Consider the following 19,459-nt stretch of genomic DNA (forward strand, 5'->3'; position numbering starts at 1 on the left):
TCGGTCAGGCTCCGACGGTCTCCACCGCTGCCAGCATGCCTGTCTTTGGATGACAGTTCAGATATTCGAAGAACTGCTCGTCGGCGGCTGCCACCGTCACCTCGTGATAGAGCCGCAGCTTGGCTGACGGCCCGAGCGTCGAGAGATATTTCATAGCCGCGCCGAAGATCTTGACGTGGGTCGGATGCGACTCCGCCCAGCGTTCGAGCGCGGCGAGGCTCTTCCACCAGCTCTGGCCGTAGGACTTCTCGCTGACGCTGCCGTCGGCCGCAAGCACCTGCATGTACCGGTTGGCGTAGCAGCCGATGGTAAGGCCATCATCGCGCAGAAAGTCCATGCCCTCGCGCAGCACCGGTTCGACGTCGTCGAGATAGAGCTTGCGCTCGGACGCTGCGGTATCGCTCCAGTCCTGCCCGGAGCGGATCAGACAGAGATTGTCATGAGCCACGACGCGCAGCCGCGCGCCGTCGTGGATCAGCTCAGGCGCGCCACCAGGCGCCATCGCATCCGTCTGTGACAGCGGGAGACGATCGCGCATGCCGCCCCAGTAAGCGTGCTCCTGCACCTCGCCGCTCATGCCTTCCGCGGCGACGGCGATACCTTCGGGCCGATCGGGTGATGAGAACAGCGTCTCGTGACGGGCGACACTGGGGCGCAGCACCTCGATGAAGGTACCGACGCCTTCGCGCTTTCGGCCGGTCCACATCTCGCGCGCCCGAGCGAACCAGGCATTGAAGCGTGCGAGATCGTCCCAATAAGCGACCGTGACAACATTTTCGCAGGCGCACTGATCGACATAACGCGCCCGGTCCCAATGCGACGGACCGCCATCCACTGCGAACAGTCCTGCGATTTCCTTCAACGCGTCCATTGCTGCCGCCGGTGCCGCACCGCCATACTGGACACCGAAATAAGCCATCACGACGCGGCTGACCGCAGGCTTGTAGCGTGCGACGAAGGATGGATATGGCGGCTGATAATCGTCGGGCACGCGCTTGTGGCGCGTGCGTGGAGTTTCGAGATGCGCAGGGATTGCGGATTCCATGAAGCCCTCCCCTCGTAGCGATCAGCTGGCCGCCGCCGCAATGTCCATGGGCTCGACAGCATCGACCGGCAGCGCGAACTGCTCGACCCGCTGGTACCGCTTCTTGTTGAGCAGCAGCCGTGTGACGTCAGGCCGCGAATAATGTCCGGCGGGATCGGCGGCATTCTTGGCAACGCCAATGGCGCCGAGATCGATCTCTGCGATCAGCAGGCCCTCCTGATCGGGCGCCAGCTTCTCCCCGATCTGGCTGCCGTCGGGGCCGTAGATCGCGGCGAACCCGCCGCCCACATGTAGCAGCGCATTCTTGTCGGGCCGGTCGCAGAGCTCATCGATCATGGCTTGCGAAACGATGGCGCAAGGCGCGAGCACGAAGCAGGAGCCTTCCACGGCATAGACGCGCGACGCCGCGTTGTTGACCTCGGCGCCAAGCGCCGGCGCGAAGGGATCATAGAGCGAGAAGCTCGGCCAGGCCGCGACATGGACCTGCTCGTTCTGGGCGTACATCGCGTATTTCGACAGCGGCTGAAGATGCTCCCAACAGCACAGCGCGCCGAGCCGGCCGATGTCGGGCCGCGCATGCACGGCGAGATCGCTACCGTCGCCCTCGCCATAGACCGTGCGCTCGGCATGGGTCGGCCGCAGCTTGCGGCGCTTTGCGATGGTCTCGCCATCGGGGCCAATCAACCATTGCGCGAGGTAAAGGCTGCCGCCGTCGCGCTCGGACAGGCCGACCACGGCGGTGAGCTTTGCCTTGCGCACGGCCTCGCGCAGGCGCTCGGCCTGCGGGCTGTCATAGGATAGCGAATTGTCGAAATAGCGCTGTACGAAGCCCCGCCCGATCGCCCAGGCAGGCGAGTCCAGCCAGATGTGCCAGGGGTAACCGGGGATGAAAGCTTCCGGAAAGGCGATCAGCTTGGCGGCCTTTTCCGCGGCCTCCCCGATCAGCGCGATCGACTTGTCGATCGAGGCGTCGAGGTCGAGCCAGGCCGGCGCCGCCTGAACGACCGCAACCTTGTATTTCGGATGCTCGATGCCCATTCCTGCCTCCATTGCCGGTTGATCCCAAGCCACGTCCGATGCAGTCTATTTGGCCAAGCCGGGCAGCCGGCCGCTCGACCGCGGCGGAACAAAAACTCGACTGGACGCGCTACCGACCGGTACGGGATTTGCCTCCGGTCAGACTGGCTCCCCAGGGCGATTTTGCAGGATGTGAAAGGGAGGCTGTTCAGATGCCAATCCAGTTCACGACGGACGGCAGTCCCGCCTATCGTCGGCTCGCTCTCTGGCAGGACATCGTCTGCGACGTCTTCGTCGGGCTCGACTGCAAGTCGGACCTCGGCAGCGCCTTTCGCGGATCGGTCACCCAGGCTTCGCTCGGCAAAGCCGTCTGCTCCGAAGTCTGCTCGGACCGCCAGCACGTATTCCGCACGCCGTCGCGCATCGCGCGTTCACACCAGGATTTCGTTCTCGTAGCCCTCGGAAATCGCGGCAACGGTGGCGTCGTGCAGGACGGCCGCGAGACCGTGATCCACCCCGGCGAGTTTGCGCTCTACGACACCACGCGCCCGTACGAGCTGAAGTTCGACGACAGTTTCACGCAGACCATTTTCAAGGTACCGCGCGAGATGCTGCAGCGGCGGCTCGGCGGCACCGAGACGCTGACTGCAATGTCATTTGGCGCCGCCGCACCGCTCGAGCGGCTCGCCTATGATTTCATTGTCCGGCTCTGCCAGAATGCGGATGGTTTGGCTCCGGATACCGCCACAGCGCTGTCGGAGCAGGCAGTTGATCTGCTTGCGATGGCCTTGAGCGAGCGGCTCGGCAAGTCATCGCTGCCGTCCTCGACCCACCGCTCGGCCCTGCTCTACCGATTGAAGGCGCACATCCGCGCGCACCTCGCCGATCCCGATCTCTCGCTCGCTGAAACCGCGGCCGCGCTCGGCATCTCGCCGCGCTATGTCAACGATCTTCTCGCGGACGAGGACACCTCCTTCCAGCGCCATGTCCTCGCCGAGCGCCTCGCCCGATGCCGGCGGGATCTCGCCTCGCCACTGCTCGCCCATCGCCACATCAGCGAGATCGCCTTCGCCTGGGGCTTCAACGACCTCTCGCATTTCGGCCGCGTCTTTCGCGAGCATTTTGGCGCGTCGCCCCGCGACTTCCGGCACAGCCAGTTGCGGCATTGAGCCCCTAGGGCGCGAGCGCATCGCTCGGAGAGGCGACACGGGCCTTCATCGCCGCACTCATCGGAAGCCGGAGGTTCTGTCCCTTCGGCGGAATCGGCGCCTCGAACCATTTGGCATAGAGCTTGTCGAACGCGCCGGAGGCCATGTTCTCCTTGATCACGGTGTCGACCAGGGCCTTAAACTCAGGATCTTCCCGACGGGTCATCAATCCGTAATAGGACGGCGCATAGGTCGCGCCCAGCATCCGGAAGGCCGTCGGATCGGTCGCGTTCGCGACGAGCCCGGCGATCAGAATGTCGTCCTCGAACCAGGCGGCGGCGCGGCCCGTTCCCAGCATCAGCAACGACTCGGCATGGTCCTTGGCCTGGACGATCGTCACGTTCAGCTTCTGCTCGTCGAGGACCTGCTTTGCGACCGCAAAATTCAGCGAGCCCTGTGTGATGACGACCGTCCGCCCATCGAGCCCCTTCGGCTCCGTCACCCCTGAGGCGACGGACACGAGCCAGCGCGGCGACGCCACATAGGTGGCGACGGAGAACGAAACCTGCTTCTGACGTTTCGCGGTGTTGGTCGTGCTGCCGCACTCGACGTCGATGGTGCCGTTCTGGAGCAGCGGAATGCGATTGGACGCATTCACCGGGACGTAGTCGATCCCCAGCTCCGGCCGGCGCAGCACGATCCTGATCTTGTCGGCCACCGCGGAGCAGAGATCGAGCGAAAGTCCGGTCGGCTTCTGATCCGATCCAAGATAGGCGAACGGGATCGAAGCCTCCCGATAGCCGAGGGTGATCTTGCCGACCTCTCTGATCTTGTCGAGGGTCGGGCTGGCCGCTTGCGCTGTTGGAACGTCCAACAGCGCAAGCGAAAGTGCGGCAATGGCAAGCGTCGGCGCGTGTCTGCGGATCATGTCGACCTCCGGACTGTCGATCAAGCGGCGGGATTTCGCGACAATTCGTCGAGGCTTTCCCTCAAAGACCGATCCAGGATCTCGACGGCGCGGTCGATCTCCTCGGTCGAGACGGTCAGCGGCGGCGCGATGCGCCACACCGATCCGCGCTCGGGGCGACGGCGAATGTTCATGCTCAGCCCATGTTCAAAGCACTTCTTCGTCGTCAGGCCGCCGAGCTGGTGGGCCGCGCGCCGACTGTTGCGGTCGGTGACCAGCTCGACGCCGAGCAGAAGCCCCATGCCCCTGATGTCGCCGATCTGCTCGTATTTCTGCTGAAGTCCCTCGAACCGGCCGCGCAGGTACGCGCCCATGACATTGGCGCGCTCGACCAGCGTCTCCTCCGCGATCACACGCAGCACCGCGAGCCCGACCTCGGCCAGCAGCGGATCGGAGACGTGGCTGGTGTAATAGGTGAAGTGATCCTCGTGCAGCTTGCTCTCGATCGCTTCGGTGGTCGAGACCGCCGCGAGCGGAAGGCCCCCACCGAGCGTCTTCGACATGGTCATGATGTCGGGGACGACGCCGAAATATTCCGATCCCGTCTTCTTGCCGACGCGCCCGAACGCCGTCTGGGCCTCGTCGAAGATCAGCAGCATACCGCGCTCGTCGGCGGCCTTGCGCAGCGCCTCCATGAAGGCCTTCGGCGGCACAAGCACGCCGCCGGCGCTGATCACGGGCTCGGCGATGATCGCCGCGCCCCGCCCGCTCGACTGCATGTCGAACATTTTCAGCGCCAGCTCGAGATTGGCGAGCGCGGATGCTTCCTCACTCCCCTTGTCGATGTAGGGACGATAGGCATTCGGCTCGGGGATGACGAACACGCCGGGCGGCGGCACGCCATAGCCCTTGCGGTCGCTCGCCATCGAGACCGAGGCGGCGCCCCCGGTGATGCCGTGCCAGGAGCCACCGAGGACAAGCACCTCATAGCCGCCGGTGTACATCTTGGCCATTCGGAGCGCGACTTCGGTCGCCTCCGAGCCGGTGTTGATGAAGATCGAGCGCTTGAGATCGCCGGGCAGCCAATCCGTCGCCAGCACCTGGGCGAGCTCGGCCACGACTTCGGGGATCATCCCGCTGAAGAGATGGAACGCCTTCTTCCCGGCCCGCTCCACCGCCGCGACAATGGCAGGGTGGTTGTGGCCGATCGTCGCGCACATCTGCCCCGAGGTGAAATCGAGATAGTCGCGCCCGTCGCTGTCGGTGACGATTGTCCCCTTCGCGGTCGTGAAAAGGTTCGGGAACACGTCTCCGCCGTACCGCACCAGAAATTCGTCGGCGGCTTGTTTCAGCGCTGAAGTCATGGCGTCTCCTTAAGCAAGCGGCATCTGCCGCGCGCGGGGCACGGCGCGGCGATGCGGAGTCCGCTCACCGGGTCTCGGGTCAGGTTGTGGGCACGAAGCTGTTGCGTCTGGGCGTTCGCGGTACGAAACTTGCCAGTGCAACGGAGAAATTCGTAACCGGGCAGACATGATGGGCGCCAGTTCAAAAAACTCAGCAGCCGATGAAGCAAGCTCAACGGGGCGGCCGCGCATGCCGCCGCTGAAGGCGCTGTCGGCGTTCGAAGCCGCTTCCCGCCACGGCAGCTTCAGCCGCGCTGCCGAGGAGCTCGGGGTCACGCCTTCCGCGATCAGCCATCACATCCAGAACCTCGAGGATTTTCTCGGCGTGCGCGTGTTCTCGCGGCACGCCGGCCGTGCTGTGCTCACCAATGCCGGCCGCCTCTATGCCGGCGAGATCGAGCGCGCGTTCGGCACGATCATGGGTGCGACGCGGCTGGTGGCGCCGCAATCGCAGCGCGATCATTTGTTCATCGCCAGCGGACCGAGCTTTGCCGCCAAATGGCTACAACCGCGGATCGGCAATTTCATCGGCCAGCATCCGGAGATCGGGATCAGGCTGTCGACCATCGCCGATCTGCGCGATCTCGAAACCATCCGCTTCGACCTCGCGATCGCCTATGGGCGCCCACCGGTCGTGAACGACAGGCAGATTGAGCCGCTCCTCGCCGAGCGCCTGCGCCCGCTCTGCAGCCCGCGGCTGATCGAGCAGCTCGACCTGCGCGAGCCCGGCGATCTCGCCCGCGGCACGCTGATCCATTCCTCGAACGCGCTGACCTGGACCGATTATCTGCGCAAGGTCACGGGCGCGAGCATCAAGGCGCGTCACGAATTGTGGTTCGACCGCTCCACCATGGCGATCGATGCAGCCGTCGAGGGTCTTGGCGTCGTGCTGGAGAGCGAAATCCTCGCCGCCGAGGAGCTGGACAAGGGCACGCTCGTCGTACCGTTCCGCCAACCCGAATTCGAAGTGGAGACGGTCTCCTACTATCTGGTGCGCTCGGCTGAGGCGAAAGGACGTAGCCATGTCAGCGCGTTCGAGGCTTGGTTGCGCGCGAAGATCTCGGCTGCAAACTTGCAGACCACGAGCGTGGCCTAGCAAAATGCGGACTACCCAAGCAGAGCCGCCATGTGAGCGCGTGATAGGACAAGGCACCCGCTTGCGCTAAACTCGGCACCAAGGCCGCACCGATCAACGAGCGGCCAGCCGAGGAGCAGATCGATGGAATACCGACGCTTGGGCCGGTCCGGCCTCATGGTGCCTGCTTTGAGCCTGGGAACGGGCACGTTCGGCGGCGTCGGCCGCCTTGCGGCGTGGGGCACGACGGATGCGACTGAAGCGCGGCGTCTTCTGGACATCTGCCTCGACGCCGGCGTGTCGATGTTCGACACCGCGAATGTCTATTCGCTCGGCGAATCCGAGCGGGTGCTCGGGCAAGCCATCAAGGGGCGCCGCGACAAGGTCCTGATCTCGACCAAGGCGACGTTCCGCTTCGGCGACGGCCCGAACGACATCGGCTCATCGCGCCAGAATCTGCTTGCGGCGATCGACGGTTCGCTGAGCCGGCTCGGCACCGATTATATCGACCTGTTCCAGCTCCACGGGTTCGACGCCTTCACTCCGCCCGAAGAGGTGCTATCGACTCTCGACGTGCTCGTTCGCGCGGGCAAGATCCGCTATGTCGGCGTCTCGAATTTCTCGGGTTGGCACCTGATGAAGTCGCTCGGCGTCGCCGACACACACGGCTTTCCGCGTTACGTCGCCAACCAGACCTACTATTCACTGATCGGGCGCGACTACGAATGGGAGTTGATGCCGCTCGGCCTCGACCAGGGGCTGGGCGCCGTGGTCTGGTCGCCACTCGGATGGGGGCGCCTCACCGGAAAGATCCGCCGCGGTCAGCCGAAACCGGAAGTCAGCCGCCTGCCCAAGACGGCCGAGTTCGGACCGCCCGTGTCGGACGAGCATGTCTACCGCGTCGTCGATGCGATCGACGAGATCGCGAAGGAGACCGGCAAGAGCGTCTCGCAGATCGCGCTGAACTGGCTGCTGCAGCGTCCGACGGTCTCGACGCTGATCATCGGTGCACGCAACGAGACCCAGCTGCGCGAGAATCTCGGCGCGGTCGGCTGGTCCTTGACCAAGGACCAGGTCGCAAAGCTCGACGCCGCGAGCACGGTGACGCTGCCCTACCCCTATTGGCACCAGCGCGTGACCTTCAGCGACCGCAATCCGCCGGCGGTGTAGGACAGCCGCGTCAAGCACGCTTGGTAAGGCGACGGCGCGCTGACAGTGCGGTTCCGGAACTATCGCGGCCCTGCCCTGTTGGCGCAATACTCGGCCCGTGGCCGAGTCCGATTCGCCAACGATACGCCGCTCACGATGTCGACAGTCACCATCGAGCATGCCGACGGCCTGCCGCAGCCGCAACGCAACCAGGCGGTGCTGACCATTGCGCTCGGCATCGTCATGGCGGTGGTCGACAGCGCCATCGCCAATGTGGCGCTGCCGACGATCGCAGCCGACCTCGATGCGAGCCCGGCCTTCTCGATCTGGATCGTCAACGGCTACCAGCTCGCGATCACGATCTCGCTGCTGCCGTTGGCTTCGCTCGGCGAGATCGTCGACTATCGCCGCGTCTATCTGGTCGGGCTGGCGCTGTTCACGGTGGCCTCCGCGTTCTGCGCGCTGGCCCACACGCTGCCGCAGCTGACGATCGCGCGCATCCTCCAGGGCTTTGGCGCGGCCGGCATCATGAGCGTCAACGCGGCGCTGGTACGTTTCACCTATCCGCGCAGCCTGCTCGGCCGTGGCATCGGCCTCAACGCTCTCGTCGTCGCCTTCTCGGCCGCGATCGGCCCGACGCTCGCCGCCGGCATCCTCGCGGTCGGAAGCTGGCCCTGGCTGTTCGCGATCAACGTGCCGCTCGGCGCGGTGACGCTGGTGCTGGGCCTGCGCAGCCTGCCGCACACCAAGCCCGCGAGCCGCTCGTTCGACTGGCAAAGTGCGGGTCTGTCGGCGATCACCTTCGGCGTCGGCATCGCTGCGGTGGACAGTGTCGGTCATGGCGAGGCCGCGATCACCTGCCTCGTGCAGTTCGCCGTCGCGATCGTTGCCGGTGCGCTGCTGATCTATCGCGAGACTCACATGACCTCGCCGCTCTTGCCGATCGACCTGCTGCGCATCCCCGTGTTCGCGCTGTCGATTGCGACCTCGATCGCATCGTTCTGCGGGCAGATGCTGGCCTTCGTCGCGATCCCCTTCTATCTCCAGAGCCGCTTCGGCTATTCGGCCGTCCATATGGGCCTGTTGATCACGCCATGGCCGATCGCGCTGGCGTTTGCAGCCCCCTCGCAGGCCGCCTGGTCGAGCATTATCCGGCCGGCCTGCTCGGCGGTATTGGGCTCACGCTGTTTGCCTGCGGCCTTGCCGCGCTGGCCTTCCTGCCGGCGACGCCAACGCCGCTCGACGTGATCTGGCGGATGGCGCTCGCCGGCGCCGGCTTCGGTCTGTTCCAGACCCCCAATAACCGCACCATGATCGCAGCCGCGCCGCGCGAGCGCGCCGGCGGCGCCAGCGGCATGCTGGGGACGGCGCGCCTCCTCGGCCAGACCACCGGAGCGGCGCTGGTGGCGCTGTTGCTCGGCCGCTATCCACTCGACGGAACCAGGCTGGCACTGCTCGCGGGCGTCGGTTTTGCGCTCTGCGGTGCGATGCTGAGCATGCTGCGGCTTTCCCCGGCCGGCGCGCGCGGTGGCGAGCAGGTCCGCGTGCAGGACGATCAGCGCCTGCGCGGGGATTAGCACCCGGGTTCGCGCATTGTCGTGCACAACCTTTGCGTGGCTTAACTATTCAGCGCAATAGCCTATTGCCCTCCCGCTCCGGTTGCGCATAGTGGCGGTGGGACAAGGGGCATTTCATGCGTTCATTGGGAATTATGGCGCTCAGCGTCATGCTGGGCGGCTGCGCGTCGGTCACGCGCGGCACGACGGAGAATATCAGCATTTCATCAACACCTTCAGGCGTGGAAGCCGTCGTCAGCGGAATGGACGTTCCGACCACCTGCACGACGCCTTGCTCGGTGGTCGTCAAGCGGAACGCCGACATCTCGATCACCTTCCAGAAGGAAGGCTATGAGCCGCAAATCGTTCCGCTCAGCCGGGACGTCCAGACGGGCGGCGCCGCGGGTTTCGCCGGCAATCTCCTGCTGGGCGGTGTCATCGGCATGGGCGTCGACGCAGCGACCGGAGCCGCGACCGATCACAAGCCGAACCCGGTCATCGTGACGATGCAGCCGGCGGCCCCTCCCCGCAGCGCACGGCCGCCCGCGCCCCGGAAGCCGCGAGCACCTGCGCCGCCTCCGCCCGACACCGGCACCTAAAGAGCGATGCGATTGGGATCAATCGTCATCGTGCTTCAGGTTATTGTTCGAGCATGATCTTTTCGGAAAACCGCTACACACTTTTCCGGATCATGCTCTAACCCGGTAACTACCAAGCAGCAAAAAGGCCGGCTTCGCAGCCGGCCTTTTCGATTTCATCAGTGCCGATCAGACCTTGACCAGCGGGCCCTTCGAGGTCGGCCCCTTCGAGCCGCCGGGGCCGCCCGGCTTGGACTTGCCCGGCGGACGCTTGCGGGCGCCGGGCAGCTTCTCCTGCTTCGGCGTGACCGGACCCTCGACGAACTCGAAGCCGATCTTCTCCTTGGTCTCGTCGGTCTCGTCCTTGACGAGCACGACGCGAACGTGGCCGCCGCCCTTCAGCTTGCCGAACAGCACTTCGTCGGCCAGCGGCTTCTTGATGTGCTCCTGGATCACGCGAGCCATGGGACGCGCGCCCATCTGCTCGTCGTAGCCATGCTGGACCAGCCAGGCCTTGGCCGGCTCAGACAGCTCGATGGTGACGTCGCGGTCGCCGAGCTGCGCCTCGAGCTGAAGCACGAACTTCTCGACCACGGTGCCGATCACCTCGACGCTGAGATGGCCGAACGAGACGATGGCATCGAGACGGTTGCGGAATTCCGGCGCGAACTGGCGGTTGATCGCCTCGTGATCGTCGCCTTCCCGCTTCGAGCGCGTGAAGCCGAACGCCTGCTTGGCGAGATCCGAAGCGCCTGCGTTCGTGGTCATGATCAGGATCACGTTACGGAAGTTGACCTGCTTGCCGTTGTGGTCGGTGAGCCGGCCGTGATCCATGATCTGGAGCAGCACGTTGTAGAGGTCGGGATGCGCCTTCTCGATTTCGTCGAGCAGCACCACGCAATGCGGATGCTGGTCGACGCCGTCGGTGAGCAGGCCGCCCTGGTCGAAGCCGACATAGCCGGGAGGCGCGCCGATCAGGCGCGACACGGTGTGCCGCTCCATGTATTCGGACATGTCGAAGCGCAACAGCTCGACGCCGAGCGACGCCGCGAGCTGCTTGGCAACTTCGGTCTTGCCGACGCCGGTCGGCCCCGAGAACAGGTAGCAGCCGATCGGCTTCTCCGGCTCGCGCAGGCCCGCACGTGCAAGCTTGATCGAGGCGGCAAGCGATTCAATCGCCTTGTCCTGGCCGAACACCGTGCGCTTCAGGGTCTGCTCGAGATGCTTCAGCACCTCGGCATCGTCCTTCGACACGCTCTTCGGCGGGATCCGCGCCATCGAGGCGATCGTGGTCTCGATCTCCTTGATGCCGATGGTCTTCTTGCGTTTGTTCTCGGCGACCAGCATCTGCGCCGCGCCGGACTCGTCGATCACGTCGATCGCCTTGTCGGGCAGCTTGCGGTCGTGGATGTAGCGCGAGGAGAGCTGCACCGCAGCCTCGATCGCCTCATTGGTGTACTTCAGCCGGTGGTAGTCCTCGAAATACGGCTTGAGGCCCTTGAGGATCGCGATGGCATCCTCGACGGTCGGCTCGTTGATGTCGATCTTCTGGAAGCGCCGCACCAGCGCGCGGTCCTTCTCGAAGTGCTGGCGGTATTCCTTGTAGGTGGTCGAGCCCATGCAGCGGATCGTGCCCGAGGCGAGCGCAGGCTTGAGCAGGTTCGAGGCATCCATCGCCCCGCCCGACGTCGCGCCCGCGCCGATCACGGTGTGGATCTCGTCGATGAACAGGATGGCGTTGGGATGCGCCTCGAGCTCCTTGAGCACCTGCTTCAGGCGCTCCTCGAAGTCGCCACGATAGCGCGTGCCGGCCAGCAGCGTGCCCATGTCCAGCGAGAACACGGTCGCGGCCGCCAGCACCTCCGGCACCTCGCTGTCGACGATGCGCTTGGCGAGGCCTTCTGCGATCGCAGTCTTGCCGACGCCGGCTTCACCGACGAACAGCGGATTGTTCTTCTGCCGGCGGCACAGCACCTGGATCGCGCGGTTGATTTCGGAATTGCGTCCGATCACCGGATCGATCTTGCCGTCGCGCGCCTTCTTGTTGAGGTTGACGCAATAGGTCTCGAGCGCCTCGCCCTTCTTCTTGGCGTCCTCGTTGCCCTTGGTCTCGGTCTCCTCGTCGACGCCGCGCACGGGCCTCGCCTCGGAGACGCCCGGCCGCTTGGCAATGCCGTGGCTAATGTAGTTGACCGCGTCGTAGCGCGTCATGTCCTGCTCCTGCAGGAAATAGGCGGCATGACTCTCGCGTTCGGCGAAGATCGCGATCAGCACGTTGGCACCGGTCACCTCTTCGCGACCGGACGACTGGACGTGGATCACCGCGCGCTGAATCACGCGCTGGAAACCGGCGGTCGGCTTGGCATCGTCGGCGCCATCCGTCACCAGGTTTTCGAATTCGGTCTCAAGGTAGTTGACGAGGCTCGTACGGAGCTTGTCGAGATCGACGCTACAGGCGCGCATGACGGCGGCTGCATCGGAGTCGTCGATCAAGGAGAGCAAGAGATGCTCGAGCGTCGCGTATTGGTGATGACGCTCGTTTGCGATCGCCAGCGCACGATGCAGGGATTGTTCAAGGCTTTGGGAAAAAGTCGGCATTCGCGTCCTCTATGGCCCCCACCATCATGATCGCCATCGCCCGGTCAGGCAACAACAACCTTTGTCACATATAGTTATACAAGATCGCGGCGAAAGACCGGTTCCGCGACTCGGCAGCTAGCCACCTGGGCTATTTTCAATGCAAAACCCGTTCCGATTTGGGCGGGATCGGCGCCAGCGCAGAATTCCGTAGTTTTGCCAGCTGCGACCGCCATCGCGCGCAGCCGTCACGCGACAATCACACCGCGGGTTGCAGGAGCCCCGCCTTCAAACGCGCCGCAGGCCGGGCTTACTTCTTTTCCATCACGCATTGCAGCGGGTGCTGGTGCTTGCGGGCGAAATCCATCACCTGCGTCACCTTGGTCTCGGCGATCTCGTAGGTGAACACGCCGCACTCCCCGATGCCATGATGATGGACGTGCAGCATGATCTTGGTTGCGGCTTCGACGTCCTTGTTGAAGAACTTCTCCAGCACGTGAACGACGAACTCCATCGGCGTGTAGTCGTCGTTCAGGATCAGCACGCGGTACAGGTTCGGCCGCTTGGTCTTCGGCTTGACCTTGGTGATGACCGACGTGCTCGGACCCGAGGGAGTGCCCGGACGGTTGTCGTCATTGCTCATACGAGGCGCGTCGGCGGCGGCTGGCGCGGACAGATCAAGGCTGGAAGTCAATTGCAGCATGGCACAGGCGTTCAAATTCCCCACGGAAGCGAATGGCGGTCACTGCGCGACCCCTCCTTCGGAGCCTGGCGCAGGCGCGCCGCCTTGGATCGCCGCTCCCGACAAATCCGGTTCAGGCCGGATCGCTCGCCAGCAATATGGCCCTGCCCCCGGCCCGCCGCAAGCACGCGGGGGTCCGGCCCATGCGGTCGCAGCAGTCCCGATTCCCGGTCCGGGCGATCCTGATGAGGTTAATCAATCCGGAGCGATTTGACAAAAATTTCCGCGCGGCACGCTTAGAACATGTTGACCAGGAACCCGGCCGTTAGCCCGCACGGGACGGTTTTCGGCAGAAGGCTCCGGTTTTCTACGGTCCAATTTACCTGCCATTCAATGACGTAGCGCGAAATCGGGCAAAACACCGATTTCGGGGATCGTCATGTCTGGTCTGCCCCTCGTCAGCCGCCTCGGTCGACAACTCGCCCGTTTCGCAGCGGCCGAGCAAGGCAATATCGCCGTGATCTTCGCCATTGCGCTCGTTCCGGTGCTGAGCTTTGTCGGCGCGGCGATCGACTATAGCCGCGCGGCCCAGGCGCGCACCGCGATGCAGTCAGCCCTCGACTCCACCGCGCTGATGCTTTCCAGGGATCTGTCGGCCGGCACCATCACGACGTCACAGATCTCCACCAAAGCGCAAACCTATTTCAACGCCCTGTTCACGGACACCAAGACCCTGCCGTCGGTTAGCGTCGGCGCCACCTATAACTCGAGCACCAGCATCGGCTCGACGATCCAGCTGACCGGAACCGGCACCTACACGACCAGCTTCATGAAGATCGCCGGCTTCCCTACGCTCGACGTCGGCACCTCATCCACCAGCGCCTGGGGCCTGACGCGCATGCGCGTGGCCTTGGTGCTCGACGTCACGGGATCGATGGCGTCCGACGGCAAGATGCCGGCGATGCAGACGGCCGCGAAGAACCTGGTCGATCAACTCAGCGCGCTCGCGAAGACCAACGGCGACGTCTACATCTCGATCGTACCGTTTTCCAAGGACGTCAACGTCGGCAGCAGCAACTATGACAAGTCCTGGATCGACTGGAGCGACTGGGAAGCGGTGAATGGCAGCTGCAGCGACAATTCGTACAAACAACAGTCAAGCTGCGTGAGTGCCGGCAAGACCTGGACGCCGAAGAACCACAACAAGTGGACCGGCTGCATCACTGACCGCGACCAGGACTACGATACCAAGAACACGACTCCGGTGAGCAGCAATTCCGCGACGCTTTTCCCGGCCGAGCAATATTCCTACTGCAACTCCAGCAATTCGGCATACATCCAGCCCGTCATGCCGCTCAGCTACGATTGGACCGCGCTCAAGTCTCTGATCGACAATCTGGTTCCGACCGGCAACACCAACCAGGGCATCGGCCTTGCCTGGGGCTGGATGACACTGTCGACGGGCGAGCCCATGAATGCACCGGCCAAAGACACGAACTACACCTACAAGGACGCGATCGTCCTGCTCTCCGACGGTCTCAACACACAAAACCGCTGGTACAGCGGTGCTTCGCAGATCGACGACCGACAGAAGCTGCTCTGCGACAACGCCAAAGCCCAGCCCAACAACATCACGATCTACACGGTGCAGGTGAACACCGGCAGCGATCCGACCTCGAGCGTGCTGCAATATTGCGCCAGCAGCAGCGACAAGTTCTATCTGGTCACCTCGGCAAGCCAGACCGTATCGGTGTTCAAGGACATCGGCACGTCACTGTCGAAGCTGCGCGTCGCACGCTGACGGGTCCCATCGCTCACAATAAAAAGCCCGGCTGTTCAGCCGGGCTTTTCGATTCCAGGATGTCTCGAGACGTTACTGGGCGGCCGGGGTGAACTTCGACACCATGGTCTCGACCGGCTTGAACGCCTGCTTGGCGAGGTCGCTGTAGAGGCCGGCGATCTTCTGCGATTCCGCAACGAAGGTTTCGTAGGCGGAACGGGCAAAATCGGTCTGCGCTTCCATCGCCTTGTCCAGCGACTTCACGCCGGAAAGCTTCTCGACGAAGGACTTGGTGTCTTCGAACGACTTCTTCGTGTAGTCGCCATAGGCGCTGGCGATCGCCTGGATGCCATGCTGCACCGAGGTCGCGGAGGCAACGCACTGCTCGAACTGCTCTTTCCCGTAGTTCTGGAAGTCTTCAACCTTGAACATTTCGGATCCTTTTCCCTGGCTCGCGTCGGGAAGCCCCGGCTCCCTGACTCCGCCCAAAATTAGTGCAACGCACAAAAAAGTCAAGAATCTTGTGCGTCGCACAAAACTAGGCGCAAATTGCAGAGATTCCCGGGTTTCCCGCAAGGGTTCCTTAAGCTTTTGGAAACCGGCCCACCCTACTTTGATTCCCTGGACGTGTTCACTTCCGCGAGCGGCCAAAAGCCGTTTGAGAACATCACCTTAGCCAGAACAGCGGCTCGGGTCCAACGTCCCCCGCGGCGAACACCAGCGGAGGGACAGCCTGAGCAGGTAATGATCCCGGGTCCGTTGGGCACAATTTCGCCTCACGAGCCGGTGATCAAGTCAGAAACGGGGACGGGGTTCCATGCTTCGTAAAAACTTGTCTTCCTCGCGCTTGGCGCGGGTTGGCGTTTTCGGGCTTCTTACGGTCACCACCGCAGTCATCTTCACCACCGACGCAGCCGAGGCGCGGCGCCATCGTCGACACTATGCGCACCACCGGGTGCAGCGCGATGTGTCCGAGAGCTCCAGCCCGAAATTCGCGTCCATCATCGTCGACGGCAATTCCGGCGCGGTGCTCCAGGCGACAAGCCCTGACGGAATCCGCCATCCGGCGTCGCTGACCAAGATCATGACGCTCTATCTGCTGTTCGAGCGTCTCGAATCCGGCAGGATGAAGCTCGACACCGAGATGCCGGTGTCCAAGCACGCCGCCGACCAGGATCCGACCAAGCTTAATCTGCGTGCCGGCCAGACCATTCGCGTCGAAGACGCAATCAAGGGCCTCGTCACCCGCTCTGCCAACGACGCAGCCGTGGTAATCGCGGAAGCGATCGCCGGAGATGAAGACGACTTCGCCCAGATGATGACGCGGAAGGCGCGCTCGCTCGGCATGTCCAAGACGGTCTACCGCAACGCCAACGGCCTCCCCAACGACGAGCAGGTCACGACCGCGCGCGACCAGGCCACGCTGGGTCGCGCCATTCAGGAGCGCTTCCCCCGGTACTATCGCTATTTCGCGACCTCGACGTTCAATTGGCGCGGACAGTCGATCCGCAACCACAATCACCTGCTCGGCAGCGTCGAGGGCGTGGACGGCATCAAGACCGGCTACACCCGCGCCTCCGGCTTCAACCTCGTCAGCTCGATGCGGCGCGGCAACCGCCACCTGATCGGCGTGGTGCTCGGCGGCCGCAGCGGCGGCTCGCGCGACGCCATCATGCGCAACCTGCTCGCGGAGAACCTCGAAAAGGGCGCGACCGTCCGCACCGTCGTCGCAGTCACGGAGCGCAACGGCGCTGAAGCCAACACCGATGTCGCCGATGCCTCGGACACGCCGGCACGTCCCGCCCCGCAGGTCCAGGCCCCTGCTCCCGAAGCTGCCCCCTCGCGCCTCGCCGCGCGCCTGTCGACGCTGGCCGCAGCGACTGCGGCGATGCCGCCCGCTCAGCCCAAACCCGAAGTTCGGCCGACGGAGTCCAAGGTGGAGCCGGCGCCGCTCACCAATGGCGTGATCTCGAGCCAGCCGCTCTCCATCATCCCCGGCTCGTCCGAGCCGATGAAGCCGGTTCGGGTCAAGACGGTTCAGGTCAAGGCCGGCGCCGTGAAGGTCGCCTCCGCGGCTCCGGCTCAGGTCGTTGCGCCGCCGGTCACCAGCACCGTCCCGCCCCGTTCCGACGTCGCGGAAACCTCCGGCGCCGTCGTCGCCAGGGCAGATCTCATCAACAAGCCGGAGGCGGTGAGCCAGCCGGAAGCGCCGAAGGCCGAGATGGCCCGCACCGAACTGCCGCGTCAGCCGGCCGGCTTCGGCACCGGTAACGGCATCCTCGGCGTGCTCCCGGCCGCAACCGCTGCCGCGCCCGCTCCCGCCGCTCCGAAGCTCGCGTCCGCCGACCCGGCGCCGCAGCCGATGCAGATGAGCGCGACCACGAAGCCCGCCGTCACCCACAGCGGCTGGATCGTCCAGGTCGGCGCGCTCGAGAGCGAGAACGAAGCTCAGCAGCGCATCGACGCGGCCCGCAACTCGGCCCGCGGCCTGCTCAGCAAGGCTGACCCGTTCACCGAGCCCGTCGTCGCCAAGGACAATCGCAAGCTCTACCGCGCCCGCTTCGCCGGGCTCGAGCGCGACCAGGCCGAAGCCGTCTGCCGCACCTTGAAGCGCGCCGAGATCTCCTGCATCACCGTTCGCAACTGATCTCCTTCTCCGCTCCAAATCAAAAATGCCCGCGCCTTGCGCGGGCATTTTCGTTTTGGTGAGGCGGTAACGCCGAGGCTGTTCGGGACCAGGCTGTTCCACGACAACCTCTCGTCAAGGATTTACGGTTAAAATTTTGCTCAAGGGATCGACCACGCCGACAAGGGCGGGCGACGTCAGACAGAGCAAACGGAGCTCACGCGGTACGGGCGTTTGTAGCGTAGTGCCGGAGTTAGCCGTTATGCGTGCGAAGCAGAGTATCCTTGGCCTCGTTTACCCGGGCAGCGAGATACGTCGAGCCCCCCTGGTCGGGATGGAGTTTCTTCATCAGGGACTTGTGGGCCCGGCTGATGTCGTCGCGCCCCGCTCCCGGCTGCAAGCCAAGGATCTGATAGGCTTCCTCCGCCGTCATTTTGCCGCTCGCCGCCGTGCGGCGCTGCCGCCCTGCCGCATCGCCCTGCGCGTTCTGACGCCAAGCGGGAAACCGGCGGTCCAGATAGCTTTCAAGTAAGGCCACGCTCTCGGCGTCGAACGTCGGGACTATTGCGAGCAAGCCGGCGAGATCGAACTCATCGAGACTGCGCCCGGCGTGAGGCCCCGCGACGATCTGGCCGGAAAGCTGGCCGGAATCGTGGTCCAGCCGCATGTCCAGGAATTGCGAGCGCACCCGCGACGCCTGCCCGGACGGGCGCGTCGCACCGCCGCCGAACAGCCCGCCGACATTGCCGAAGCCGGCATTCGCCAATGGCGTCCAGCCGAGCAGCCCGGCGCCGAAAATTCCGAGCGGGATCGCAACCGCCAGCTCGCCCCGCAAGCCGGTGAAGGCCGCAACCGCCAGCGCCAGCACGCCGCCGCCGAATTTAATTGTGCGCGCCAGCACCGCCGGATTGGCGGAGCGGAACGTCTGGAGCAGCAGGTAAAGCGTGATAACGGCGACAGCGCCGGCGATCAGGGTCATGGCCGGAATATAGTCGTCCTCTTGTCAAAAAGCATGGCGTCCACCGCCGCATGCCGCGCCGCCCCGACCGCTACTTCATCTGGCTGATCAGCTTCGCCGCGCCGCTCACGCTTCCAGCCAGTTTCAGCAGCGCCTCGCGTCCGCCGGCGGCATAGGCCGCAGCGGCCCGCAACAGCTCGCGCAGCTGCGCCGCCGCACCCGGATCGAACCGGCACCAGGCACCGCCCGTCAGGCGCGCGATCTCGCGGAAGGCCTGTTCGGCGACCGCGTCGTGGCCCTCCTGAAACACGAATACGGGCACCTTGAGCATGCCGAGCTCGCCGGCCTTGGCGGAGAGCTCGTCGATGTCTTCCTCCATGGCATCGCCGACGAAGACCACGGCCCGCACGCCGGATGCGACTGCCTCGCGCCTGGCCTCGCTCAGCACCTTGCCGATCTGGGTATCGCCGCCGCGGCAATCGATCTTGCCCATCAGTGTCGCCAGCCTGGCGCTGTCGGAAATCCAACCCGTGGCACGGCACTCGTTGAAGCCGCGATAGTAGACCAGCCGGATGTCGAGACTGCCGAGTGCCGCGGTCTCGCGAAACATGTCGGCCTGGAGCGCGCACGCCATGTCCCAGGTCGGCTGCCGGCTCATCGTCGCATCCAGTGCGAAGATCAGCCGTCCCCTCGCGCCCGGCGCATGCGGCGAGAGCGCCCGCGCCTTGGCGACGAACGCGGCGATGTCTTCCGAGGTTGAGGTTTTCGCTTGCGGCAATGCGCCGTCTGCTTGCGCCGAGACGGCATCGCGGCCGCGCGGTTTGATGGGTTCGCCCGACATCGCAGCTACACCTTGCGTCAGCAGCTAATGTGGTCAGCACATGCGGCCCGGTCAATGCGCAAAGCTCCGCGGGCGGGCGCCGGCGGAGGCTTCGACGATTGGTGCAACCGAGCTGAC

At 64.6% G+C, this 19,459-nt stretch carries 15 protein-coding genes and 1 pseudogene; 7 read left to right on the top strand and 9 right to left on the bottom strand.

The features are described from left to right. Positions 1-4: 4 nt before the first annotated feature. Both N2602_RS22580 and N2602_RS22585 read right to left on the bottom strand, forming a co-directional pair. Positions 5-1,045 (bottom strand): phenylacetaldoxime dehydratase family protein, encoded by a 1,041-nt coding sequence (locus N2602_RS22580; protein ID WP_260379447.1) that lies wholly within the window; start codon positions 1,043-1,045, stop codon positions 5-7. A gap of 21 nt (positions 1,046-1,066) precedes the next feature. Then, the gene (locus tag N2602_RS22585) at positions 1,067-2,083 is read right to left on the bottom strand and encodes a carbon-nitrogen hydrolase family protein (protein WP_260379448.1); all 1,017 of its coding nucleotides are present in this window, start codon (positions 2,081-2,083) and stop codon (positions 1,067-1,069) included. Between the two features lie 191 nt (positions 2,084-2,274). Between N2602_RS22585 and N2602_RS22590 the strand changes: the two genes are divergently transcribed. Further along, complete coding sequence (locus tag N2602_RS22590; RefSeq protein WP_172783357.1) at positions 2,275-3,231, top strand: helix-turn-helix domain-containing protein; 957 nt, start codon at positions 2,275-2,277, stop codon at positions 3,229-3,231. 4 nt (positions 3,232-3,235) lie between these two features. Here the strand turns inward: N2602_RS22590 and N2602_RS22595 are convergent, their stop codons facing one another. Both N2602_RS22595 and N2602_RS22600 read right to left on the bottom strand, forming a co-directional pair. Next, on the bottom strand, positions 3,236-4,138 hold the full coding sequence (locus tag N2602_RS22595; RefSeq protein ID WP_260379449.1) for an amino acid ABC transporter substrate-binding protein: 903 nt from the start codon (positions 4,136-4,138) through the stop codon (positions 3,236-3,238). Between the two features lie 20 nt (positions 4,139-4,158). Then, positions 4,159-5,481 carry an aspartate aminotransferase family protein gene (locus N2602_RS22600; RefSeq protein WP_260379450.1) on the bottom strand — a complete coding sequence of 441 codons (1,323 nt, stop codon included), beginning with the start codon at positions 5,479-5,481 and terminating at the stop codon, positions 4,159-4,161. Between the two features lie 229 nt (positions 5,482-5,710). Here N2602_RS22600 and N2602_RS22605 point away from each other — a divergent pair, with 229 nt between their 5' ends. The 4 genes and pseudogenes from N2602_RS22605 to N2602_RS22620 all read left to right on the top strand — a co-directional run bounded on the left by N2602_RS22605 (position 5,711) and on the right by N2602_RS22620 (position 9,899). After that, on the top strand, positions 5,711-6,616 hold the full coding sequence (locus tag N2602_RS22605; protein ID WP_260379451.1) for a LysR substrate-binding domain-containing protein: 906 nt from the start codon (positions 5,711-5,713) through the stop codon (positions 6,614-6,616). Between the two features lie 123 nt (positions 6,617-6,739). After that, complete coding sequence (locus N2602_RS22610) at positions 6,740-7,765, top strand: aldo/keto reductase (RefSeq protein WP_260379452.1); 1,026 nt, start codon at positions 6,740-6,742, stop codon at positions 7,763-7,765. Positions 7,766-7,900: 135 nt separating this feature from the next. Further along, positions 7,901-9,321 (top strand): annotated as a pseudogene (locus N2602_RS22615) (MFS transporter). Positions 9,322-9,437: 116 nt separating this feature from the next. Continuing rightward, a complete protein-coding gene (locus N2602_RS22620) occupies positions 9,438-9,899 on the top strand; it encodes a PEGA domain-containing protein (protein WP_260379453.1) in 462 nt (153 codons plus the stop codon). 168 nt (positions 9,900-10,067) lie between these two features. Here N2602_RS22620 and clpA read toward each other — a convergent pair whose 3' ends face one another. After that, positions 10,068-12,476 (bottom strand): ATP-dependent Clp protease ATP-binding subunit ClpA, encoded by a 2,409-nt coding sequence (clpA, locus tag N2602_RS22625; protein WP_172783350.1) that lies wholly within the window; start codon positions 12,474-12,476, stop codon positions 10,068-10,070. 289 nt (positions 12,477-12,765) lie between these two features. Beyond that, positions 12,766-13,098: an ATP-dependent Clp protease adapter ClpS gene (gene clpS, locus N2602_RS22630; RefSeq protein WP_172783349.1), complete on the bottom strand. Its 333-nt coding sequence runs from the start codon at positions 13,096-13,098 to the stop codon at positions 12,766-12,768. A 478-nt stretch (positions 13,099-13,576) separates the two neighbouring features. On the opposite strand from clpS, the gene N2602_RS22635 reads away from it, so the two are divergent. Beyond that, positions 13,577-14,938: a TadE/TadG family type IV pilus assembly protein gene (locus N2602_RS22635; RefSeq protein WP_212255053.1), complete on the top strand. Its 1,362-nt coding sequence runs from the start codon at positions 13,577-13,579 to the stop codon at positions 14,936-14,938. A gap of 72 nt (positions 14,939-15,010) precedes the next feature. Here the strand turns inward: N2602_RS22635 and N2602_RS22640 are convergent, their stop codons facing one another. Next, positions 15,011-15,349 (bottom strand): phasin family protein, encoded by a 339-nt coding sequence (locus N2602_RS22640; RefSeq protein WP_212255052.1) that lies wholly within the window; start codon positions 15,347-15,349, stop codon positions 15,011-15,013. A gap of 385 nt (positions 15,350-15,734) precedes the next feature. Between N2602_RS22640 and N2602_RS22645 the strand changes: the two genes are divergently transcribed. Further along, the gene (locus N2602_RS22645) at positions 15,735-17,564 is read left to right on the top strand and encodes a serine hydrolase (RefSeq protein ID WP_172783346.1); all 1,830 of its coding nucleotides are present in this window, start codon (positions 15,735-15,737) and stop codon (positions 17,562-17,564) included. Positions 17,565-17,796: 232 nt separating this feature from the next. Here N2602_RS22645 and N2602_RS22650 read toward each other — a convergent pair whose 3' ends face one another. Further along, positions 17,797-18,522 (bottom strand): DnaJ domain-containing protein, encoded by a 726-nt coding sequence (locus tag N2602_RS22650; protein ID WP_172783345.1) that lies wholly within the window; start codon positions 18,520-18,522, stop codon positions 17,797-17,799. Positions 18,523-18,592: 70 nt separating this feature from the next. Next, complete coding sequence (locus N2602_RS22655) at positions 18,593-19,342, bottom strand: VWA domain-containing protein (RefSeq protein ID WP_260379454.1); 750 nt, start codon at positions 19,340-19,342, stop codon at positions 18,593-18,595. Between the last annotated feature and the right edge of the window lie 117 nt (positions 19,343-19,459).

Origin of the sequence: Bradyrhizobium sp. NC92 (assembly GCF_025200865.1) — a bacterium.
Taxonomy (GTDB): Bacteria; Pseudomonadota; Alphaproteobacteria; order Rhizobiales; family Xanthobacteraceae; genus Bradyrhizobium.

Bases quoted from the DNA above. Each gene is read 5' to 3' on its own strand.
- N2602_RS22580 (WP_260379447.1), bottom strand. From the start codon at position 1,045: ATGGAATCCGCAATCCCTGCGCATCTCGAAACTCCACGCACGCGCCAC.
- N2602_RS22585 (WP_260379448.1), bottom strand. From the start codon at position 2,083: ATGGGCATCGAGCATCCGAAATACAAGGTTGCGGTCGTTCAGGCGGCG.
- N2602_RS22590 (WP_172783357.1), top strand. From the start codon at position 2,275: ATGCCAATCCAGTTCACGACGGACGGCAGTCCCGCCTATCGTCGGCTC.
- N2602_RS22595 (WP_260379449.1), bottom strand. From the start codon at position 4,138: ATGATCCGCAGACACGCGCCGACGCTTGCCATTGCCGCACTTTCGCTT.
- N2602_RS22600 (WP_260379450.1), bottom strand. From the start codon at position 5,481: ATGACTTCAGCGCTGAAACAAGCCGCCGACGAATTTCTGGTGCGGTAC.
- N2602_RS22605 (WP_260379451.1), top strand. From the start codon at position 5,711: ATGCCGCCGCTGAAGGCGCTGTCGGCGTTCGAAGCCGCTTCCCGCCAC.
- N2602_RS22610 (WP_260379452.1), top strand. From the start codon at position 6,740: ATGGAATACCGACGCTTGGGCCGGTCCGGCCTCATGGTGCCTGCTTTG.
- N2602_RS22620 (WP_260379453.1), top strand. From the start codon at position 9,438: ATGCGTTCATTGGGAATTATGGCGCTCAGCGTCATGCTGGGCGGCTGC.
- clpA (WP_172783350.1), bottom strand. From the start codon at position 12,476: ATGCCGACTTTTTCCCAAAGCCTTGAACAATCCCTGCATCGTGCGCTG.
- clpS (WP_172783349.1), bottom strand. From the start codon at position 13,098: ATGAGCAATGACGACAACCGTCCGGGCACTCCCTCGGGTCCGAGCACG.
- N2602_RS22635 (WP_212255053.1), top strand. From the start codon at position 13,577: ATGTCTGGTCTGCCCCTCGTCAGCCGCCTCGGTCGACAACTCGCCCGT.
- N2602_RS22640 (WP_212255052.1), bottom strand. From the start codon at position 15,349: ATGTTCAAGGTTGAAGACTTCCAGAACTACGGGAAAGAGCAGTTCGAG.
- N2602_RS22645 (WP_172783346.1), top strand. From the start codon at position 15,735: ATGCTTCGTAAAAACTTGTCTTCCTCGCGCTTGGCGCGGGTTGGCGTT.
- N2602_RS22650 (WP_172783345.1), bottom strand. From the start codon at position 18,522: ATGACCCTGATCGCCGGCGCTGTCGCCGTTATCACGCTTTACCTGCTG.
- N2602_RS22655 (WP_260379454.1), bottom strand. From the start codon at position 19,342: ATGTCGGGCGAACCCATCAAACCGCGCGGCCGCGATGCCGTCTCGGCG.